The 18025-nt window shown below is 68.5% G+C and carries 18 protein-coding genes; 3 read left to right on the forward strand and 15 right to left on the reverse strand.

Annotation, left to right across the window (positions count from 1 at the left end; all coding sequences use genetic code 11):
- Window positions 1–5: 5 nt before the first annotated feature.
- From VO99_RS22615 to VO99_RS22660, 10 genes are read right to left on the reverse strand one after another with little or no spacing between them, the layout of a single operon-like run.
- Window positions 6–1616 (reverse strand): class I adenylate-forming enzyme family protein, encoded by a 1611-nt coding sequence (locus tag VO99_RS22615; protein WP_046115209.1) that lies wholly within the window; start codon window positions 1614–1616, stop codon window positions 6–8.
- 8 nt (window positions 1617–1624) lie between these two features.
- A complete protein-coding gene (locus VO99_RS22620) occupies window positions 1625–2335 on the reverse strand; it encodes an SDR family NAD(P)-dependent oxidoreductase (RefSeq protein ID WP_046115210.1) in 711 nt (236 codons plus the stop codon).
- 21 nt (window positions 2336–2356) lie between these two features.
- Window positions 2357–3469 carry a glycerol dehydrogenase gene (locus VO99_RS22625; RefSeq protein ID WP_046115211.1) on the reverse strand — a complete coding sequence of 371 codons (1113 nt, stop codon included), beginning with the start codon at window positions 3467–3469 and terminating at the stop codon, window positions 2357–2359.
- 4 nt (window positions 3470–3473) lie between these two features.
- Window positions 3474–4475: a transketolase family protein gene (locus tag VO99_RS22630; protein ID WP_046115212.1), complete on the reverse strand. Its 1002-nt coding sequence runs from the start codon at window positions 4473–4475 to the stop codon at window positions 3474–3476.
- Window positions 4468–5310, reverse strand: a complete 843-nt coding sequence (locus VO99_RS22635; protein WP_046115213.1) for a transketolase — start codon at window positions 5308–5310, stop codon at window positions 4468–4470. The genes VO99_RS22630 and VO99_RS22635 overlap by 8 nt, the downstream gene beginning before the upstream one ends.
- Window positions 5311–5342: 32 nt before the next feature.
- Complete coding sequence (locus VO99_RS22640; protein ID WP_198157030.1) at window positions 5343–6059, reverse strand: ABC transporter ATP-binding protein; 717 nt, start codon at window positions 6057–6059, stop codon at window positions 5343–5345.
- Entirely contained in the window at window positions 6040–6780 is a 741-nt protein-coding gene (locus tag VO99_RS22645) for an ABC transporter ATP-binding protein (protein ID WP_046115214.1), read from the reverse strand. Before VO99_RS22645 ends, VO99_RS22640 begins: the two co-directional genes overlap by 20 nt.
- Window positions 6777–7814, reverse strand: coding sequence for a branched-chain amino acid ABC transporter permease (locus VO99_RS22650; protein ID WP_232315477.1), 1038 nt, complete (start codon window positions 7812–7814; stop codon window positions 6777–6779). Before VO99_RS22650 ends, VO99_RS22645 begins: the two co-directional genes overlap by 4 nt.
- 10 nt (window positions 7815–7824) lie before the next feature.
- Window positions 7825–8709: a branched-chain amino acid ABC transporter permease gene (locus VO99_RS22655; RefSeq protein WP_052736561.1), complete on the reverse strand. Its 885-nt coding sequence runs from the start codon at window positions 8707–8709 to the stop codon at window positions 7825–7827.
- Window positions 8710–8744: 35 nt separating this feature from the next.
- Window positions 8745–9995, reverse strand: a complete 1251-nt coding sequence (locus tag VO99_RS22660; protein ID WP_052736562.1) for an ABC transporter substrate-binding protein — start codon at window positions 9993–9995, stop codon at window positions 8745–8747.
- Between the two features lie 155 nt (window positions 9996–10150).
- Between VO99_RS22660 and VO99_RS22665 the strand changes: the two genes are divergently transcribed.
- A complete protein-coding gene (locus tag VO99_RS22665) occupies window positions 10151–11305 on the forward strand; it encodes an epoxide hydrolase family protein (RefSeq protein WP_046115216.1) in 1155 nt (384 codons plus the stop codon).
- Window positions 11306–11358: 53 nt separating this feature from the next.
- Here the strand turns inward: VO99_RS22665 and VO99_RS22670 are convergent, their stop codons facing one another.
- The 4 genes from VO99_RS22670 to VO99_RS22685 form a co-directional block, all read right to left on the reverse strand.
- Complete coding sequence (locus tag VO99_RS22670) at window positions 11359–12180, reverse strand: IclR family transcriptional regulator (RefSeq protein ID WP_052736563.1); 822 nt, start codon at window positions 12178–12180, stop codon at window positions 11359–11361.
- A 1-nt stretch (window position 12181) separates the two neighbouring features.
- Complete coding sequence (locus tag VO99_RS22675) at window positions 12182–13159, reverse strand: Bug family tripartite tricarboxylate transporter substrate binding protein (protein ID WP_046115217.1); 978 nt, start codon at window positions 13157–13159, stop codon at window positions 12182–12184.
- The gene (locus tag VO99_RS22680; RefSeq protein WP_046115218.1) at window positions 13156–13980 is read right to left on the reverse strand and encodes an SDR family NAD(P)-dependent oxidoreductase; all 825 of its coding nucleotides are present in this window, start codon (window positions 13978–13980) and stop codon (window positions 13156–13158) included. Before VO99_RS22680 ends, VO99_RS22675 begins: the two co-directional genes overlap by 4 nt.
- Window positions 13981–14100: 120 nt before the next feature.
- A complete protein-coding gene (locus VO99_RS22685) occupies window positions 14101–14862 on the reverse strand; it encodes a GntR family transcriptional regulator (protein ID WP_198157031.1) in 762 nt (253 codons plus the stop codon).
- 978 nt (window positions 14863–15840) lie between these two features.
- Here VO99_RS22685 and VO99_RS22690 point away from each other — a divergent pair.
- Window positions 15841–16794 carry a hypothetical protein gene (locus VO99_RS22690; protein ID WP_046115219.1) on the forward strand — a complete coding sequence of 318 codons (954 nt, stop codon included), beginning with the start codon at window positions 15841–15843 and terminating at the stop codon, window positions 16792–16794.
- Window positions 16795–16867: 73 nt separating this feature from the next.
- Here VO99_RS22690 and VO99_RS22695 read toward each other — a convergent pair whose 3' ends face one another.
- Entirely contained in the window at window positions 16868–17293 is a 426-nt protein-coding gene (locus VO99_RS22695) for a Clp protease/crotonase-like domain-containing protein (RefSeq protein WP_157039714.1), read from the reverse strand.
- Here VO99_RS22695 and VO99_RS22700 point away from each other — a divergent pair.
- Complete coding sequence (locus tag VO99_RS22700; RefSeq protein WP_046115221.1) at window positions 17280–17651, forward strand: hypothetical protein; 372 nt, start codon at window positions 17280–17282, stop codon at window positions 17649–17651. The genes VO99_RS22695 and VO99_RS22700 overlap by 14 nt on opposite strands.
- Window positions 17652–18025: the final 374 nt, after the last annotated feature.

Below are 18025 nucleotides of genomic sequence, written 5' to 3' on the forward strand. Positions count from 1 at the left end.
GTCCTTCAACGGGGTGTGAGCACGGCGGGCGGCAGGCCCAGCACGTCGTCGCGCAGCTCGCGCTTGAGCACCTTGCCCATCGGGTTGCGCGGCAGCGCGGCCAGCACATGCCAGCGGCGCGGCACCTGGTAGTCGGCCAGCTGCTGCAGGCAGGCGGCCTGCAGCGCCGCCAGGTCCAGCGTGACGCCGTCGCGCGGCACCACGCAGGCGGCGATGTCCTCACCCAGGCCGGGGTGCGGCACCGCCACCACCGCCGCGTCGGCCACGCCGGCACAGCGGTACAGCACTTCCTCGATGGCGGCCGAGGCGATCTTCAAGCCGCCGCGGTTGATGATGTCCTTCTTGCGGTCGACGAAGTGCAGGTGGCCTTCGTCGTCGATGCGGCCGATGTCGCCGGTGCGCACCCAGCCGTCGACGAAGGTCTCGGCGGTGGCCTGCGGGTTGCGCAGGTAGCCCAGCGCGGCGCTGGGGCCGGCGAACACGATCTCGCCCACCGCACCGGCCGGCAGCGGCTGGCCGTCGTCGCCGATCACGCGCACCGCGCAGCCGGGCATCGGCTGGCCGATGCAGCCGGCCTTGCGCGGCAGGAACCACGGCGACAGGAAGGTGCCGGCCGGGCCGGTCTCGGTCATGCCCCAGATGTGCACCTGGTCGACCCACGGCAGCCGGGTGCGGAACTTGGCGATCAACTCGGCCGGCATCACCGCGCCGCCGTAACCCAGCCGCCGCACACGCGACAGGTCATAACCGCCGCGGGCGTACTCGTCGATCATGAAGTGCAGCGGCGCGGTGACGCCGTGATACACGCTGGTGCCTTCGGTCTCGATCAGCCGCAGGCGGCCCGCGTTGTCCAGCGTGTCTTCTTCCAGCACCACGCCGGCGCCATGCACCCACGAGGCCATGCACGCCATGTTGAGCACGCTGCTGGTGAAGATGGGCCAGGCGCCCTGGTAGGTGTCGCCAGGGGTCAGGCCCACGCCGCTGCCCACCGCCAGGCCGGCGAAGAGCTGGCTGCGGTGGTTGTGCATCACCGCCTTCGAGCGTGCGGTGGTGCCCGAGGTGAACAGCAGGCAGCTTAGGTCTTCCGGCTGAGGTGGCGGCACGTCTTGCAGCGGCGGATCGAAGCTGTGTTCGGGGTCGGGCCACTGCACCGGGCTGCCGGGCGCCGCGTCCAGCAGCAGCGGCCTGGCTGCCGGGTACAGCCGCGCCAGGCGGTCGGCCGCAGTCGCGGTGGTCACCACGAGGTCGGGCGCCACCAGGTCGAAGGCATGGCGCAGTTCGTCGTCCGACGCACGCAGGTTCAGCGGTGCCACCGCGGCGCCCAGCGCCCAGCAGCCCAGGGCCGTCAGCACGCCTTCGCGCGCCGCGGTGTTGGCCAGCAGCAGCGCCACGCGCCCGCCGGGCCGCAGGCCGCGGGCGTGCAGCGAGCGGGCCATCGCCTCCATGCGGATCACCAACTGCAGGTAGCTCAGCCGGTCGCGGTAGCCGCGGTGCGAAGGTGCCGACAGCGCCAGCTGGAAGCGCTGCTGCTGCGCGCGCCGGCGCAACAGGGCCGGCACCGTCAGGCCGTGCAGCTCGTTGGCCAGGGTGTCGAAGGCGGGTGCCGTGGTGTGCATCGGGCCGCTCACGCGATGCTGTAGCCGCCGTCCACGGGCAGCGTCACGCCGGTGATGTAGCGGGCATCGGCCGACAGCAGGAAGGCCGCGGCCTTGGCCACGTCGGCCGGCTCGCCCATCATGCCGGCCGGCAGCCGCTGCAGCACCGCGGCACTGCGCAGCGGGTCGGCCATCACCGGGGCGGCCATGCGGGTCTTGATCCAACCCGGGGCCACCGCATTGACGCGGATGTGCTGCGGCGCTAAGGCCACCGCCAAAGAGCGGGTCAAGGCCACCACCGCGCCCTTGCTGGCGGTGTAGGCCGGGTTGTGGGCCGAGCCGAAGTAGCTCCACATCGACGCGAAGTTGAGCACCGCGCCGCGCTGCCGCGCCAATGCTTCGCGAAACGCCAAGCAGGCCAGCTGCGTGCCGTTGAGGTTGATGTCCACCACCTGCCGGAAGCCTTCGATGGTGAACTCACGCCCCTCGCGCAGGATCACGCCCGCGGCATTGACGAGCACCGACACGTCGGGCTCACGTATGGCCACGGCCTGCACGGCGGCGGCATCGGTGATGTCCATCCGTTCGAAGGTGATGCCGCTGCCTTCCAGCTCGGGCTCGGTGTCCAGGCCCAGCGCCAGCACGCGGTAGCCGCGGGCCCGCAGTTCGAGGCCGGTGGCCAGGCCCAGGCCGGTGCCGCCGCCGGTGATCACGGCCACGGGAGAAGAGGTGTTGGTCATGAAACGATCCGATGCAGCAGGTCAGGCAGCGGCCAGGCGCTCGAGCGTGCGCATGGCGGCAACGAAGTCAGGGGCGGCCAGCGGCCGCTGGAAGTTGGGCACGTGCGGCGCGGTCATCGTGCCAGCGGCGATGCGCTGCAGCAGCGCCTCGTCCACCGCCCCGGCGCCGAGGGCCTGCAGGTGCGTGGGCAGGCCGAGCGCGCGGTAGAAGGCCAGCTGCTCATGCACAAAGGCTTCGGCGCGCTCTTCCAGCACCCACTGCACCAGCAGCGCATAGGCCACCTGCAGGCCGTGCAGCGCACGGCCGACGCCCGCTGCCAGCGGCAGGCCGCGGGTCATCGCATGGGCCAGCGAGAGGCCCGAGTTCTCGAAGGCCAGGCCGCTCAGCAGCACCAGCGCCTCGGTCAGCCGCTCGAAGGCGGCGTCGGGCTCGCCACGCTCGGCCGCCGCCAGCGCGGCCAGCGCATCGGCGCGGATCACGCGGTCGCAGGCCTTGGCGATCTCGGCCGCCGCCAGGGTCGACACGCCGCCGAACGAATTCCGCGCACCGCTGCGCCGGCACTGGTCGCCTTCGTACAGCTTGGCCAGCGCATCGCCGATGCCCGACAGCAGCAGCACCCGCGGCGCCTTGACGAGCAGCCGGGTGTCGACGATCACCGCATCGGGGTTGCGCGGCAGGTGCTCCACCGACAGCATGCGGTGCGCATCGTCGTAGTAAACGAAGTTCTTGCTGCACGGCCCGTCGTTGGACGCGGCGGTGGCGATCACCACCAGCGGCGTGCCCAGCAGCCGGGCCACCGCCTTGCCGGTGTCCACGCCCTTGCCGCCGCCGGCGGCGATGACGACGTGCGGCGGCAAGCCGGCCGCACGCGCCTGCGCCACGCAGCCGTCCACCGTCGGATGCGTCACCTCGCCTTCGGCGATCACGGTGCGCAGCCGCACGCCCGCCGCTTCGCAGGCCTGGCCGAGCGCGGGCTGCAGCATCGCCTGCACCACGCCGTCGCATACCAGCAGCGCCTCGGTACCCAGGCTGCGCACTACATCGCCTGCGATGGCCAGCGCCCCCGGGCCCTGGTAGTAGCGGTGGGCCGCGCCGAAGCTGCGGATGCCCTCGGGAAGCCGTTGCAGCGTCATCGCTTCAGGCCCCGATCCATGCCGACACCCGCTCGCAGATGCGGGCGGTGCTCAGGCCGTAGCGGTCGTACAACCAGGCCTGCGAGCCGCATTCGATGAACTGGTCGGGGATGGCGATCTTGAGCAGCGGCTTGTGCATGCCGGCTTCGTACAGCGCATCCACCACCAGGCTGGCCAGGCCGCCCATCGCCACATGGTTCTCCGCCACCACGATGCGGTCTACCGTGGCCGCGAACCGCAGCAGGCCTTCGGTGTCGAAGGGCTTGATGGTGGCGCTGTGGAACACCGCCGACGGCTGGCCGTGGGCATCGAAATGCGCCTTCGCGTCCAGGCAGCGCTCGGTCATGATGCCGGTGGACACGAAGCCGATGCGCCCGCCCTGCCCCACCACATGGCCGCGGCCGATCTGCAGCCGGTGCGTGGCCGGGTCGAACACCACTGGCACCTGCGCCCGCAGCAGCCGGCAGTACAGCGTGCCGGGCAGGTCGGCGGCCATCTCGGCCACCTGCGCCATCTCGGTGGCGTCGGCCGGGTCGAGCACCGTCAGGTTGGGGATGGAGCGCATCAGCGCCAGGTCCTCGATGGCCTGGTGCGTGCCGCCATAACCCGAGGCCAGGCCCGGGTTGCCGGCGAACACCTTCACGTTCTCGTGGCTGTGGGCACATGCGATGGCGATGAAGTCGTAGGCCCTGCGGCTGGCGAAGGTGCCGTAGGTGGTGCAGTAGGCCACCTTGCCCACCTTCGACAGGCCGGCCGCCACCATCGTCAAGGCCTGCTCGGCCATGCCGACGTTGAAGAAGCGCTCAGGGTGCTCGCGCCGGAAGTCGTGCACGTCGGTGTATTTGCCGAGGTCGGCGGTCAGCACCACCAGCTCGGGATGCTTTTGGGCCGCGCGCAGCAGGCCTTGCGAAAACGGCGCGAACTGCGAAGCGCGGCCCACCACGGCCTCCGATTCGCCCATGCCGAGCGTGCGGCCCGCGGGCCGGCTTGCCACGGTGTCAGCCATGCTGTTCCTCCAGTTCACGCGAGACGGCGTCCCATTCCTGTTCGTCGATGCGGATGAAGTGCGCGCGGTCACGTGTCTCGAGCCGCGGCACGCCCTTGCCGGGCTTGGTGCGCAGCACCACCGCCTTGGGCCGGCCGCGCCGCTCGCGCGCCCAGGCAAAGGCCGTCACCAGCTGCGACACGTCGTTGCCGTCGATCTCGTGCGTGTCCCAGCCGAAGGCGTGGAAGCGCTCGGTCACCGGATCCACCGGCACCACCAGCGGGCCGTCGGCCTGGATGCCGTTGCAGTCGATCCAGCACACCAGGTTGTCCAGCTTGAAGGCACCACCGGCGCTGGCCGCTTCCCAGGTGGAACCCTCCTGCAGCTCACCGTCGGAGATCTCCACGTGGATGGCCGCGCGCCGGCCATCGAGCCGGTAGCCCAGCGCTGCACCCACAGCGATGCCCAGGCCGTGGCCCAGCGAGCCGCCGGTCATCTCGATGCCGGGCAGCCGGCCTTCCATCGTGCTCATCTCCAGCGGGCTGCCGTCGGCTCCGTAGCTGGCCAGATCGTCGAGGCCGATCACACCCAGCTCGGCCAGAACCGCCCACAGCGCGATGGAGTAGTGGCCGGTGGACAGGTAGAAGCGCTGGCGGTCGGTGCGCTTGAAGTCCACGTCCTGGGGCATGAACTCGTGGAAGTACAGCACCGCCAGGAAGTCGGCGATGCCCAGCCCCTGGCCCAGGTAGCCCTGCCCCTTGCCACGCGCCTGCGTGACCATGTGGCGCCGCAGCCGCAGCGCCCGTTCGCGCAGCGAGGCCAGCGTGGCCGCACTGGCACCGGTCGTCATGTCCATGCCCTTGCCTCCCTCTTTGGTTGCCGTTTGCATCACAGTCCGAGGTAGCTGCTGCGCAGCTTCTCGTTGCGCAGCAGGTCGCTGCCCGAGCCCGACATCCCGATGACGCCGTTCTCCATCACGTAGCCGTGGTCGGCCATCTGCAGCACCTTGAAGACGTTCTGCTCGATGACCAGCACCGAGATGCCCAGCGCTCGGATGCGGCCGATCGACTCGAACAGGCGGTCGGCCATGATGGGCGCTAGGCCCAGCGACGGCTCGTCCAGTGCCAGCAGCTTGGGCTTGGCCATCAGCGCCCGGCCCACCGCCACCATCTGCTGCTGGCCGCCCGACAAGGTGCCCGCCCGCTGCGCACGCCGCTCGGCCAGGATGGGGAAGATGTCGAGCACCTCGGCCAGCGTGCGCTCGCGCAACGCCCTGGCGCGTGGGTTGTGCGCGCCCACCAGCAGGTTCTCCTGCACCGACATGTCGGTGAACAGCTGCTTGCCCTCGGGCGACTGAACGAAGCCCGCCTCCACCACGCGGTGCGCAGCCAAGCCCTGCAGCGCCACGCCATCGAGCCGCACTTCGCCGCCGGTGGCCCGCACCAGACCGGAGACCGTGCGCAGCAGCGTCGTCTTGCCTGCGCCGTTGGCGCCGATCAGCGCCACCATCTGGCCGCGCTCGACCACCAAGTCGATGCCGCGCAGCACCGTCACGTCGCCATAACCGGCGCGCAGGCCGGCCACCTCAAGCAGCGGCGTCGACATAGTCGTCTCCGAAGTAGGCCTTGAGCACGTCGGGCTGTCGCACCACGGCTTCGGGCGGGCCGTCGGCGATCAGCTCGCCGTGGTGCATCACGATCACGCGGTCGGACAGGCCCATGATCACCTTCATCACGTGCTCGATGATCAGCACCGTTACGCCGCGGTCGCGCACCTGCTTGACCAGGCCGACCATGGTCTGCGCCTCCTGCGGCGTGGCCCCGGCCACCACCTCGTCCATCAGCAGCAATGAAGGCTGGGTGGACAGCGCGCGGCCCAGCTCCACCTTGCGGCGATCGAAGGCCGTCAGCAGCTCGGCATCGGTACCGGCCAGCGCCTGCATCGACAAAAACTCGATCAGCTCGTCGGCCTGGCGCTGGCTGGCGGCGCGGTCGCGTGTCTTCTCAAGGTGGCCGACCACCAGGTTCTCGCGCACCGTCATGCCGCCGAAGGGCCGGGACAGCTGGAAGGTGCGCGCGATGCCCGCGGCGCACACCTCCCAGGGCTTGCGGCCGGCGATGTCGCGGCCTTCGAACACGATGCGGCCGGCATCGGCCCGTACGAAGCCGGCGATCATGTTGAAGGCGGTGGTCTTGCCCGCGCCGTTGGGGCCGAGCAGGCCGAGGATCTCGCCGCGCCGCAGGCTGAAGCTCAGGTCCTTCACCGCCTGCAGGCCGCCGTAGCGCTTTGCCAGGCCTTCCACCGAGAGCAGCACGTCGCTGGTCATCGTGCAGCCCCCCCGATCAGCCGCCGCGCCCAGCGCGACAGCGGCACCAGCAGCCCCTTGGGCAGGTACAGCACCGCCAGGATCAACACCAGGCCGTAGATCACCAGGTGCAGGCCCACCAGCTGGCCGCCCAGCTCGCTGCGCAGCACCTCCGACACCGGCGTGAGGAAGAAGGCGCCGATCACCGGCCCCAGCACCGTGCCCTGGCCACCGATGATGCTCATCAGCGCCATGTCGATGGACAGCTCCACGCCCATGTTGCGCTCCGGGTTGATGAAGCGGATGAACTGCGCGTAGAAGGTGCCGCCCAGCGCGGTCATGAAGGCGCTGAGCGCGAATGCGGCCAGGTAGTAGCGCGTGGGGTTGATGCCCAGCGATTCGGCCGCATCGCGGTCGCCGCGGATGGCCTTCAGGCACACGCCCAGCCGGCTGCGCTCCATCCAGGCGGTGATGCCCATCACCAGCAGCAGCATCGCCAGCATGATGTAGTAGTAGGGCACCTTGCTCTCGAACTGCATCGCCGCCCAGCTGGTGCCCACCAGCGGCACCGTCAGCCCCTGCGAGCCCTTGATGGCGATGCCGAACACGGCGTCGGTGTTCTCAAACCAGATGCGGATGATCTCGGCCACCGCGATGGTGGTCAGCGCGAAGTACGGGCCCTTCAGCCGCATGGTCGGGTAGCCGATGGCCACCGCCAGCACGGCCGCGGCCAGCGCCCCCACCAGCATGCCCAGCCAGGGTGACATGCCGGCATGCGTGAGCAACGTGACTGAGATGTAGCCGCCCACGCCGCTGAACACCGAATGCCCGAAGGACACCTGGCCCACATAGCCGCACACCAGGTTCCAGGCGCTGGCCAGGTAGGCGAAGTACAGCACCATGATCACCGAGTGCAGCCAATAGTCGTTGCGCACCAGCAGCGGCAGCAGCAGGGCCATCACCAGCACCACGCCCCAGGCCAGCGTGTAGCGCATGCCGGCGCCGTTGCGCGCGGGCGCCAGCGGCGCGGCCGTCTTGATCGTCGTCGTGTTCATGCGCGGTACCTCAGCGCTTGCCCATCAGCCCCTGCGGCCGCAGCAGCAGGATCAGGATGAACAGGGCCAGCGAGAAGATGGACGCCGTGGGCGTGGTGACGAACTGCGCCGCCACCGACTCGAACACGCCGATCACCAGCCCCCCCACCAGCGAGCCGGCGATGCTGCCGATGCCGCCCAGCACCACCACGATGAAGGACTTGATGCCGAAGCTCAGCCCCACGCTGGGCGTCAGCGGGATGAAGGGCGCCAGCAGGCAGCCCATGGCGCCCACGATGGCGCAGCCCAGGCCGAAGGTGGTGTTGTAAACCTGGCTCACGTTGATGCCCGACATCGCCGCGCCGTCGCGGTTCTGCGCGGTGGCGCGGATGGCGCGGCCCATGTCGGTGCGGGCCAGCCACAGCGCCAGCGCACCGGCGATGGCGATTGAGGCGACGCAGCCCACCACGCGGAAGGTGTTGAGCGGGTAGTCGCCCAGGCTGATCGTGGTCTGCTGGATGCTCGACGGCACCGAGCGCACGTTGGCTCCGAAGGCCATCAGCGCCAGGTTGTCGATCACGATGTAGACACCCGCGGTCAGCAGCAGCGCGCTGATCGGCTCGACCACCAGCGCGCGCTCCCGGCGGATCAGCGGCGCGATGATGGTGGCCTGCACCGCATAGCCCAGGCCGAACATCACCGGCACCGCCACCAGCGCCGACACGTACGGATCGAAGCCCAGCCAGTGGTGCAGCCAGAAGGCGATGTACATCGACAGCATCAGGAACGAGCCGTGCGCGAAGTTGACGATGCGCAGCACGCCGAAGATCAGGCTCAGGCCCAGCGCGATGCCGCCGTACATGGCGCCGATCAGCACGCCGTTCAGCGCCGAGTAGGTGAGGATGTAGCTGTCCAAGGCAGTTCTCCGCAGCCGCGTTCGTCAGCCGCTGCTCAGCGCTTGGACCAGGCCGGCACCGGCCACACCGGCTTGGTGTCCTTGGCGCGGCTTTCCGCCGGCCACACCGTGCGGCGCTTGCCGGCGATGTTCTCGGAGATCACGCCGTGGGCATGGGTGTTCTGGCCCTGCTCGTCGAACTTGATGCGCTGGTAGCCGGTGATCAGCGCCGGGCCGCTGGTGATGTCGGTGGCGGCCAGCGCGTCGCGGATTTTGTCGCGGTCGGCGCTCTTCGCACGCTCCAGCGCATCGGCGATCACGTAGACGTTGGAGAAGCCCTGCGCGACGTACGCGTTCAGGCCGTGGCCGAGCGCGGCCTGCGTCTTCTTGTCCAGCTCCACGTAAGCGGGCTGCGGGTTCACTTCCAGGATGTCGATCTGGTAGTCCTCCTGCACGAAGTAGTAGGCCACCAGCTTCGGATCGACCGCCTTGTAGAACGACGGATCCTCGGTGCCGCCGCCGCCCGACCACAGGCCGTAGGGCAGCTCCAGCCGCTGCTCGGCCAGCTGCTTGGTCAGCAGCAGCTGGTCGGGTGTGTAGAAGGCGACGATGAGCGCATCCGGCTTCGAGCCGCGGATCTTCAGCAGCTGCGAGGTGAAGTCGGTCTGGTGCGGCGGCGCGGCCTCGTCGAACACCACCTCGTAGTTCTGCTGCGTGCCCAGCTTCTTGATGCTGGCCGCGAAGGAGCGGCCCCAGTCCGAGCCCTCATAGAACAACGCGATGCGCGACGGGCCCTTGCCTGTCTCCTTCTTCAGCAGCGCCAGGCCGTCGATCACTTCACGCGAGTCGAACGAGGCCTTGTTGTTGGGGCGGAAGGTGTACTTGAAGTTGCGCTCGGTGATCTCGTCCTTCACCGCGCTGGCGACGATCCACGGCGTCTTGTTGCGCTCGGCCACTTCGGTCGACGGGAAGGTCACCGCGCTGTTGAAGGCACCGCACATCACCGAGACGTTTTCGCTCTTGATCAGGCGTTCGGTTTCCGACACGCCCACGTCAGCCTTCGATTGCGAGTCGGCGAACAGCACGTTGAGCGTGGCGCCGCCCATCGACTTGATGCCACCGGCCTTGTTGATCTGCTCGGCCGCGGCGGCAATGCCCACGCGCAGCTGGTTGCCCACGGACGCCGAGCCGCCGGTCAGCGGCAGCAGGCAGCCGATCTTCACCGCGGTCTGCGCTTGCGCGGCAGCCGCCGTCAGCCCCAGAGTCAATACGGCAGCCGCTGCGCGGCCCCAGGCAGTTCGTTGCATCGCTGTCTCCTGTGTCGTTGGAAGATGTCTGATCGAACGCCTTCAGTGTTCAGGCGCGGCTGCCATCGGCCAACGGCGATCGCGCAATCGGTTCACGATGTGATCAGTGGAAAACACCGAGTCGGCGGCCGCACCGCAGCGCTTGCAATGCAGGCATGCATGGTCATCCCCGCCCCTTCGTGCTGCAGGTGCCGCAGCCGAAACTGCAGGCGCTGCAGCAGCGCCTGGCCGAAACCCGCTGGCCCGACGAGCCGCCCGGCGAGCCGCCGTGGTCCAGCGGCACCGACAAGGCCTGGCTGCAATCGCTGGTGGCGCATTGGCAAGGCGGCTTCGACTGGCGCGCCCAGGAGGCCCGGCTCAATGCGTGGCCGCAATTCACGGGCCGCATCGACGACATCGAGTTGCATTGGCTGCAGGCCGCCGGCGAAGGGCCGCGGCCGATGCTGCTGCTGCACGGCTGGCCGGGCTCGGTGTTCGAGTTCATGCGGCTGCTGCCGCTGCTGACGCAACCCTCGCGCTTCGGCGGCGATGCGGCCGATGCCTTCACCGTGGTGGCGCCCAGCCTGCCGGGTTATGGCCTCTCGTTCAGGCCCGGGCAGCGCCGGCTGGGCATCGACGGCATGGCCGACTGCCTGGCCACGCTGATGACCGAGGTGCTGGGCTACCCGCGCTTCGGCGCGCAGGGCGGCGACTGGGGTGCCTCGGTGGCCGCGCGGCTGGGTTATGCCCATGCACCGCTGCTGCACGGCATCCACCTGAACCTGATGCCGATACCGCGCGACCCGTCGCACGTGTCCGGCACGACGGAAGAAGAGCGGCAGTACCACGCCGCGCTGCAGCGCTGGCTGGCCGAGGAAACCGGCTACAGCGCGCAGCAATCGACCCGGCCGCAGACGCTGGCCTATGCACTCACCGACTCACCGGTGGGGCTGGCGGCGTGGATCAGCGAGAAGTTCCGCGCCTGGTCGGATTGCGGGGGCGACATCGATAGCGTGTTCAGCCATGACGAACTGCTGGCCGACATCTCGCTGTACTGGTTCACCGGCGCCATCGGCTCGTCGTTCTGGCCTTACTACGCACGCCGGCGCGATGGCTGGCCGGTGCCCGACGGCGCCACGGTGGACGTGCCCACGGGTTATGCAGAGTTTCCGGCGGAGATCGTGCGGCCACCGCGCAGCCTGGCCGCACGCACCTTCAGCAACCTGCAGCGCTGGCAGCCGATGCCGCGCGGCGGGCACTTCGCGGCGATGGAGCAGCCGCAGGCGCTGGCCGAGGAGATCCGCGCCTTCTTCCGGCCGCTGCGGCCGTGAGAACCTGTGGACGAGCCCTCACGCCCGCGCGGCTGCCTGCGGCGCGGGCGGCTTCATGCAGGCTGCTCGGCCGTGGCCATCTCCACCTCGATCTGCCGCAGCTCGTCGCCGATCAGCATCACCAGTTCGCGGTGGCGCTGTGGCGTCAGTTTGGCCGCGATGGACGCCACGCTGATGGCCCCGATGCCCAGCCGCGCGATGCGAAACGCCATGCCCACGCCGCCGATGCCCACCTCCAGGTTGTTCATCGTGAAGGCATGGGCCTGGCGGCGCGCCTGCTCCGCCTCCTTCAACAGGCGCTCGGCCTCCAGCCCCATCTCCGCATAACGCGTTGCATGGCGGCGGTGCAGCGCCAGCAGCTCGTCGCGCCCCAGCAGCCCGAGTATGGCGATACCGCCGGTGCCGGTGCCCAGCAGCCGGCGCTGGCCGATCACGGTCGACAGGATTCGGATCGGGCTGGGGCCGTCTTCCCGGTGGGCGCAGTGCACATGGTCGCCCTCGCGCATCATCAGGAAGACGGTGTCGCCGGTACGGCGGGCCAGCCGCTTCATAGCCGGGCCGAAGCGCTGCAGCAGCGGCAGCGGCTGCGTCAGCGTGGAAGCCAGCAGCAGTGCCGCGGGCCCGAGACGGTACAGCCGATGTTCGTCGCGGTCGATGAACTGCTGCTCCACCAGGCAGCTCAGCATGCGGTAGGCGGTGCCGCGATCGAGGCCCGACAGCCCCGCCAGCTGCGACAGCCGCACGCCGGCGTCGCCCTGTGCGGCCACCAGCTGCAGCAGCTCGAAGGCGCGCCGAACAGATTGCGTGCCCTGCACGGCCTGCCCGCCACTGCAGGCCGTTGACGACTCGAAAGCGAAGGATGGTGCCGCACCCATCTCAGGGCTCCAGCTTGATTTGCGCTTCCTGAATCACCTTGCCCCACACGCCGGCCTGCTGCTTGACGAGGGCGGCGAACTCCTCCGGCGTGGAGGGCGCGGGCTCCACGCCCAACTCCGCCAGCCGGCGCTGCACCGGCTCGCTCGACAGCGCCTGCACCAGCTCCTTGTTGAGCCGCGTGACGATGGCCTTGGGCGTGCCGGCCGGAGCGATCAGCCCCTGCCACGAGAAGGCCACGAAATCGGGTACGCCGGCCTCGTCGAAGGTGGGTACGTCCGGAAACGCGGCAAGCCGCCGCGGGTATGACACGGCCAGCGCCCGCAGCTTGCCGCTCTTGACGAAGGCCTGCGACGAAGCGGTGTCCACCAGCATGAACTGGATCTGACCGCCCATCAGATCCTGCAGGCCCGGGGCGGCGCCGCGGTACGGCACATGTGTGAACTTGACGCCCGTGCGCTGCTGCAGCTGCTCCATCGCCACATGGTTGGGGCCACCGGTGCCGGGCGTGCCGTAGCTGAGGCGGCCCGGCTCTTTGCGGGCCAGCTCCAGCAGCTCCTTCAACGACCGGGCTGGCACCGACGGATGCACCAGCAACGCATAAGGAAAACGCGCGAAGCCGCCGACGTACTCAAAGTCGCGTTCGGGGTTGTAAGGCAGCCTGGTGTACAAGTGCTGGTTGAGCGCCAGGGTGGCATTGTCGGCAGAGCCCACAGTCAGGCCGTCGGGCTTGGCACGCGCCACCTCCTGCGCGCCAAGCATGGTGTTGGCACCCGGCTTGTTGTCCACCACGACGGTCTGGCCCAGCGCCTGCGAGACCGGCGCGGCCAATGTGCGGGCAATGACGTCGGTGCCGCCGCCCGCGGCGTAAGGCACCACCCAGCGCACCGGCGATGCGGGATAGCCGTCAGCAGCGGCCGACAGGGTGGGGGCCGCCGCCAGCGCCATCGCGGCCAGAATATGCAAGAACGGGTACTTCATGCCGTTGTCTCCGGTGGTGTGGTGTCGAGGTCAGTGATTGCAGGCCGCACGCCGCCGAAAGTGCTCCACGAGCCGGCCACCAGCCAGCCGGCGTCCACCGGCAGGTTGACGCCGGTGACCATCTGCGCGTCGTCGGACAACAGGAACACAATGGCCGCGGCGATGTGCTCGGGCCGTATCAGCACGCCCAGTGCGCTGTTGGCCTTAAGCTTCTCGGGGTCGCGCAGGCCCTTGTCGATCTGGCCCTGCAGCGCGGCCGTGACGGTGTAGCCGGGCGAGACGGTGTTGACCCGCACGCCGCTGCGGCCCCATTCGGCGGCCAGGCTTTCGCCCAGGCTGATGACACCTGCCTTGGCCGGCGAATAAGCATGCAGCGGCATCGAGCGCATGCCCGCCACCGAGGCGATGTTGACGATGGCGCCGCCGCCGCGGCGTGCCATCGCGCTGCCGAACTCGGCGCAGCAGGCGTAGGTGCCTTCAAGGTCCACTGCCAACACCCGCCGCCAAACGCCATGCGGCAGAGCGTCGGGCGCCAACGGGTCCTGCACAATGCCAGCGCAATTGACAAGGCAGTCCACCAGCACGCCGTGCGCTTCCAGTTGCCTGCGCAAGTCCGCCACCGCGCCGCGGTCGACCACATCCAAACCCACGCCCATGGCGTCGATGCGCGTGGCCGCTTCCGCGGCCCCGGCCGCATCGAGGTCGGCGATCACCACCTTGGCGCCCGCGGCGCGCAGGCGCTGCGCACAAGCCAGGCCGATGCCGCTGGCACCGCCGGTGACCAGGGCGACGCGGCCCTTGAATGAGGAGGACTGCTGCATGAAGCGATGACGTCAGTGAGGTTGGGACACGGGCAGGCCGCATCGGCGCGACTGCCGCGCTGAGAACGGGCAAGTAAACAAGTAAGACGCCGCCAGCCAGGCTGCGCGGCCTCGCCGGCCTCAATCGGGTCCAGACCGCACGGCCGCCAAGGAAGGTGCTGCGTGTGCACGGGCGAGAATGGCGTGCCAGTGCTGTTCGATCACCTGCGCCGCTTCGTGGATGTGTTCGCGCATCAGCATCTCGGCACGGGTGCCCTGGCCGCGCTGAATGGCGTCGAGCACACGAACATGCGCGTCGTGTGACCGTCGCACGATCTCGCGGTCACCCCACAGCACCATGCGATCCGACGCGATCGGCATCTCGTTAGCGCGTTGCACAAAGCCGTTTAGGCGCCGGTTGCCGCTGGCTTCCAAGATGGCGTTGTGGAATTCGACGTTCATCCGTTGGTAGACCGCATGGTCTGTGGCGGCCAAGCGAGCGCCGGCCGTCACCCGTTCGCCGATCTCAAGGCAGTGTCGCAGCAGCTCGGCCAGGTGGGCCGGCAGCCCGCGCTCGGCGGCGCGGCGGCACGCCAGCCCCTCGAGGCAACCGCGTACCTCGTACGCCTCCAGCACCTCCTCCAGCGAAAACTCTCGCACCCAGTACCCGCGGTTGGTGGCGTACAGCACCAGTCCCTGTTCAACCAGCGCCTTGAGCGCTGCAGTGACGGGGGTGCGGGAGGTGTTCATCTCCTCGGAAAGCGCCACCTCGGTCAGTCGCTGGCCGGGCCGGTACACACCGCTGAGGATGGCATCCCGCAGTCGCGTCGTCACGGCGGCCAAGCGCGTAGCGGCGCCCAGGTGATGCGCCTGCAAGGTTGAAGATGAGGAGCGGGCGTTCATTGCATGCAATCGGTGGTTGGGCAGATGATCGGCGGCGGCATCGTCGCTACAATACGGGGCAAACCCGAGCTTGCGTTCACCAGGTGAACATTCGATGCATGCAATGAGTGCAATCGACACGCGGCGGTGCCCGCTGGGCGTGGCCAAGTAACGCGGGTAAGCAGGCCGTCGGACGATGGACGCGGTCGAGTTGCACCCGGTCCGCAAGGCCGGCATGGCGCTAAACCATATGGACCTGACAGGTCAGGGCAGATCGCCTGAAAGCATCGCTCGTCGGTCGGGCTAGAACGCTCTCATCCAGCCGTATGACCCTCCTCCAGCTTGCGGGCAGACGGGGCGACTGCCTTCCTAGGCGGTTGTGGGAATGGGCGAAGGCTTTACAGCGGCCGAATCGCGACTTCCGCGATCTCGGGGCGCCGGAGAACGCTGCAGTCGTCAGGACATCGGGCACCAGCCGGCCGAACGTGTTGGCGGAGCGCCGACGTAAGCCGGTCAAGCGAGAGACAGAAGAAGCCGTTGCCTTGGCGCGCCGGACAACGGCTTGCCCCGCCCCCTCCACTCCTGAGCCACAGCCACGTCCGCGAAGCGGCCGTTCAACGCACCCTTTCGACCCAGCAGCGACATCCATTGCCTCGATTCTGTCGCCCTGAAGCCGCCGGGCCGACCATAGCAACACACTTGAAGGTGGTCCCTCGGCGGAGGGCACGAATCGGTCGGCAATCCTCAGGGCGCTCTGGACTCAAAATTCGGGTGCTCGGCGCGGACCGCGCACCGCCCCATCGCTACATTTCGAATGTGACCTCGAGCGTCATAAGACAAGAGCAGGCAGGACCGGGTCTGCTCCAGGAAACCGCTCCGCGAGGCGCGATGGATAGCCTGCATCCAGCGCTGCACTGCGCTTCAGGCTCGCGTCCGTCGATCCGGCGTTAGCCGGCGGGGCCGTAAACTCTCGTCAGCACGAAATGGGGAGCGATTCAAATGAGACAGCGCAGCTACGAGACCCAATTCATCAGGCTCGTGTCGATGTTGTTGCTGGCATGCGCGGCGATCGCCGGTGTCTTCGTTGTTCTCTCGATTAAGGACTTGAGCGCGCCGCTGAAGGATGTCGCCCTCGATGGCCAGACGCTTGCAAACTATGTGGCGCTCGTATTCGGCACAGCCGTCGCCTTCGCCGGTTCCTGGGTTGCGATTCGTATTGCGCAAGCGGCCAACGCCGCACAGCAGGCCGCCAACGAGTTGCAGGAGGAATCACTGCGGCTACAGGATCCTGAGCACATGCAGACACGGGAGTTCATCCGAGAGCGAAGCGCAACCCGGATGCATCTCATGACCGCAGTGCCCCGCGTCTCCGGCGCCATGAACGCGTGGCTGGCGACCGCCAATACGCACATCGGCCAGATTGCAGCCGCCAGGGGAATTGCGGACATGAAGGGCATCAACGACCCGCGGCTGAGCAAAGAGGACCGTCAGGCCGTCGGTCTGAGGGCCGATAAGCACCTCGGGCCAATGTTCGGCGAAGTCGCTGACTGGATCGAGTCTGATCTCCTCGCGAAGCTCAACGCTATCACGCCGCTGATGCTGGCGCACTTGGGCGCAGAGCCTGCGGATGAAAAGCACTCGCCCGTCAGGCAATGGATTCAAGCGCTGGGTGCTGTGGTCTTCGCGCTCGGGCCCATCCGGGCGCTCAGTCACACCGAGGCCCTGGGCAACATCGCGCAGGCATCCGGGCGGCTCGAGAAACTGCTCAGCGACCAGCGCCTTTCAGACTACGCGTATGTCCACAAGCTTGTGAAGACAATGTCCTCGAACGCAGACTCGGTGGTGGCGACGATCAAAGCGCACATCGATTATCAGGGGATTGCCGACACCTGGGGGCGCCCGGAGTACGTTATGAAGCACGGTGGCCCCGGAGTGAGCGTCGTCTCCGATTGAGCCCGTCGCGAGCGGCAGTGAGAAGGTTGGCGCTCCTTGCAGTGGCGCCGGCCTGTGAATCTAACAGGGAGAATTAGGCCGCCGCCTGGAGCTTCATCGGCGCCGACCCGTTTGCTACCATCCCGCAACGCAGCGCGTCGGCCTGCAGCGCTTCCTCAAGCTCCATGCGCTTGATCTCGGCAATGGCGCCGTCGTCCCCGCCGTCGACCTTCTTCGGCTGCGCACGGGCGAGCCGCTCCATGAGGCGCAGGTCGCGGGCGGCCAGATGAAGCGCCGACTGGGCCCAGTCCACCATGTTGTCCAGGCCTTTGAGCGACACCTCGGACATGCGCGAGCGAATGCGCAGTGCCGACCAGATGCCGCGCAGGCGAGGCGACACCCCGCGCATCTCCTGATTGAGCACCAGGTCGCCGGTACCCGTTTCGACGACCTGGTCGACGACGCCCAGCAACTGTTCTGCAAGGAAGAACCGAGCCGGAGACCAGGTGCCGAGGCTCAAGCTGCACTTGATCCGGTTTCATGGGGTGCTGACGTCGAACGCCAAGCTCCGATCGTCCGTGGTGCCCAATCTGCCGCCCGTGCCGGAGCAGCCCGCGGCTGAAGCTGCCTTGGCCGCCAGGTGCGAGGTCGAGACCGCCCGGGCCCAGCCTCACCGCATCCGCTGGGCGCCGCTGCTCAAGCGGATCTTTGACATCAACATGCAGCACTGCCCGAACTGCGGCAGCGGCGGGCTGAAGATCATCGCGGCCATCCTCGAGCGGCCTGTGATCGAGGAGATCCTGACCCACCTTGAGCTGGACCAGCAGCCACAGACCGGGGCCGGGCGCTTGAGACGTGGCAGGACTGAAGCCATCTGAACCTGGCCTGGCGCGCGCCTGCCGTCATCGAAATACCTTCCGCGGGCCGCAGCGCCGCAGCACGGCCGGGGCGACGCTGCGCGCCAAGTGGGCGTGGTGGCAACGAACGAGCGTTGACCCGGGGATTGGAGCAGCGAATCAAGGCTGAACGAGCCGCAGTGGAAGCGGCGAGATGGTCTGAATGAGCGCGCAGCCACGACCTAACTGTCGCGCACATCCCGTCCTGGCCAGTCCTGGCTGGTCGCGGCCCAATCGTCGGACATTGCGGGGGCGATTGAAACTTCTCGTCATGACTTCACGGCAGCGGTTGCAGTCGTAGGTGAACATACTGATATTAGAGAGGCCATTGGATTCGCTTCTTGAAAGCCGCCGTT

Origin of the sequence: Aquincola tertiaricarbonis, from assembly GCF_000969605.1 — a bacterium.
GTDB classification, from domain to species: Bacteria; Pseudomonadota; Gammaproteobacteria; order Burkholderiales; family Burkholderiaceae_C; genus Aquincola; species Aquincola tertiaricarbonis.

Excerpts from the sequence above, each read along its gene's own strand:
- VO99_RS22615 (WP_046115209.1), bottom strand. The coding sequence starts at position 1,616 with ATGCACACCACGGCACCCGCCTTCGACACCCTGGCCAACGAGCTGCAC.
- VO99_RS22620 (WP_046115210.1), bottom strand. The coding sequence starts at position 2,335 with ATGACCAACACCTCTTCTCCCGTGGCCGTGATCACCGGCGGCGGCACC.
- VO99_RS22625 (WP_046115211.1), bottom strand. The coding sequence starts at position 3,469 with ATGACGCTGCAACGGCTTCCCGAGGGCATCCGCAGCTTCGGCGCGGCC.
- VO99_RS22630 (WP_046115212.1), bottom strand. The coding sequence starts at position 4,475 with ATGGCTGACACCGTGGCAAGCCGGCCCGCGGGCCGCACGCTCGGCATG.
- VO99_RS22635 (WP_046115213.1), bottom strand. The coding sequence starts at position 5,310 with ATGGACATGACGACCGGTGCCAGTGCGGCCACGCTGGCCTCGCTGCGC.
- VO99_RS22640 (WP_198157030.1), bottom strand. The coding sequence starts at position 6,059 with ATGTCGACGCCGCTGCTTGAGGTGGCCGGCCTGCGCGCCGGTTATGGC.
- VO99_RS22645 (WP_046115214.1), bottom strand. The coding sequence starts at position 6,780 with ATGACCAGCGACGTGCTGCTCTCGGTGGAAGGCCTGGCAAAGCGCTAC.
- VO99_RS22650 (WP_232315477.1), bottom strand. The coding sequence starts at position 7,814 with ATGAACACGACGACGATCAAGACGGCCGCGCCGCTGGCGCCCGCGCGC.
- VO99_RS22660 (WP_052736562.1), bottom strand. The coding sequence starts at position 9,995 with ATGCAACGAACTGCCTGGGGCCGCGCAGCGGCTGCCGTATTGACTCTG.
- VO99_RS22665 (WP_046115216.1), top strand. The coding sequence starts at position 10,151 with ATGCATGGTCATCCCCGCCCCTTCGTGCTGCAGGTGCCGCAGCCGAAA.
- VO99_RS22670 (WP_052736563.1), bottom strand. The coding sequence starts at position 12,180 with ATGGGTGCGGCACCATCCTTCGCTTTCGAGTCGTCAACGGCCTGCAGT.
- VO99_RS22675 (WP_046115217.1), bottom strand. The coding sequence starts at position 13,159 with ATGAAGTACCCGTTCTTGCATATTCTGGCCGCGATGGCGCTGGCGGCG.
- VO99_RS22680 (WP_046115218.1), bottom strand. The coding sequence starts at position 13,980 with ATGCAGCAGTCCTCCTCATTCAAGGGCCGCGTCGCCCTGGTCACCGGC.
- VO99_RS22685 (WP_198157031.1), bottom strand. The coding sequence starts at position 14,862 with ATGAACGCCCGCTCCTCATCTTCAACCTTGCAGGCGCATCACCTGGGC.
- VO99_RS22690 (WP_046115219.1), top strand. The coding sequence starts at position 15,841 with ATGAGACAGCGCAGCTACGAGACCCAATTCATCAGGCTCGTGTCGATG.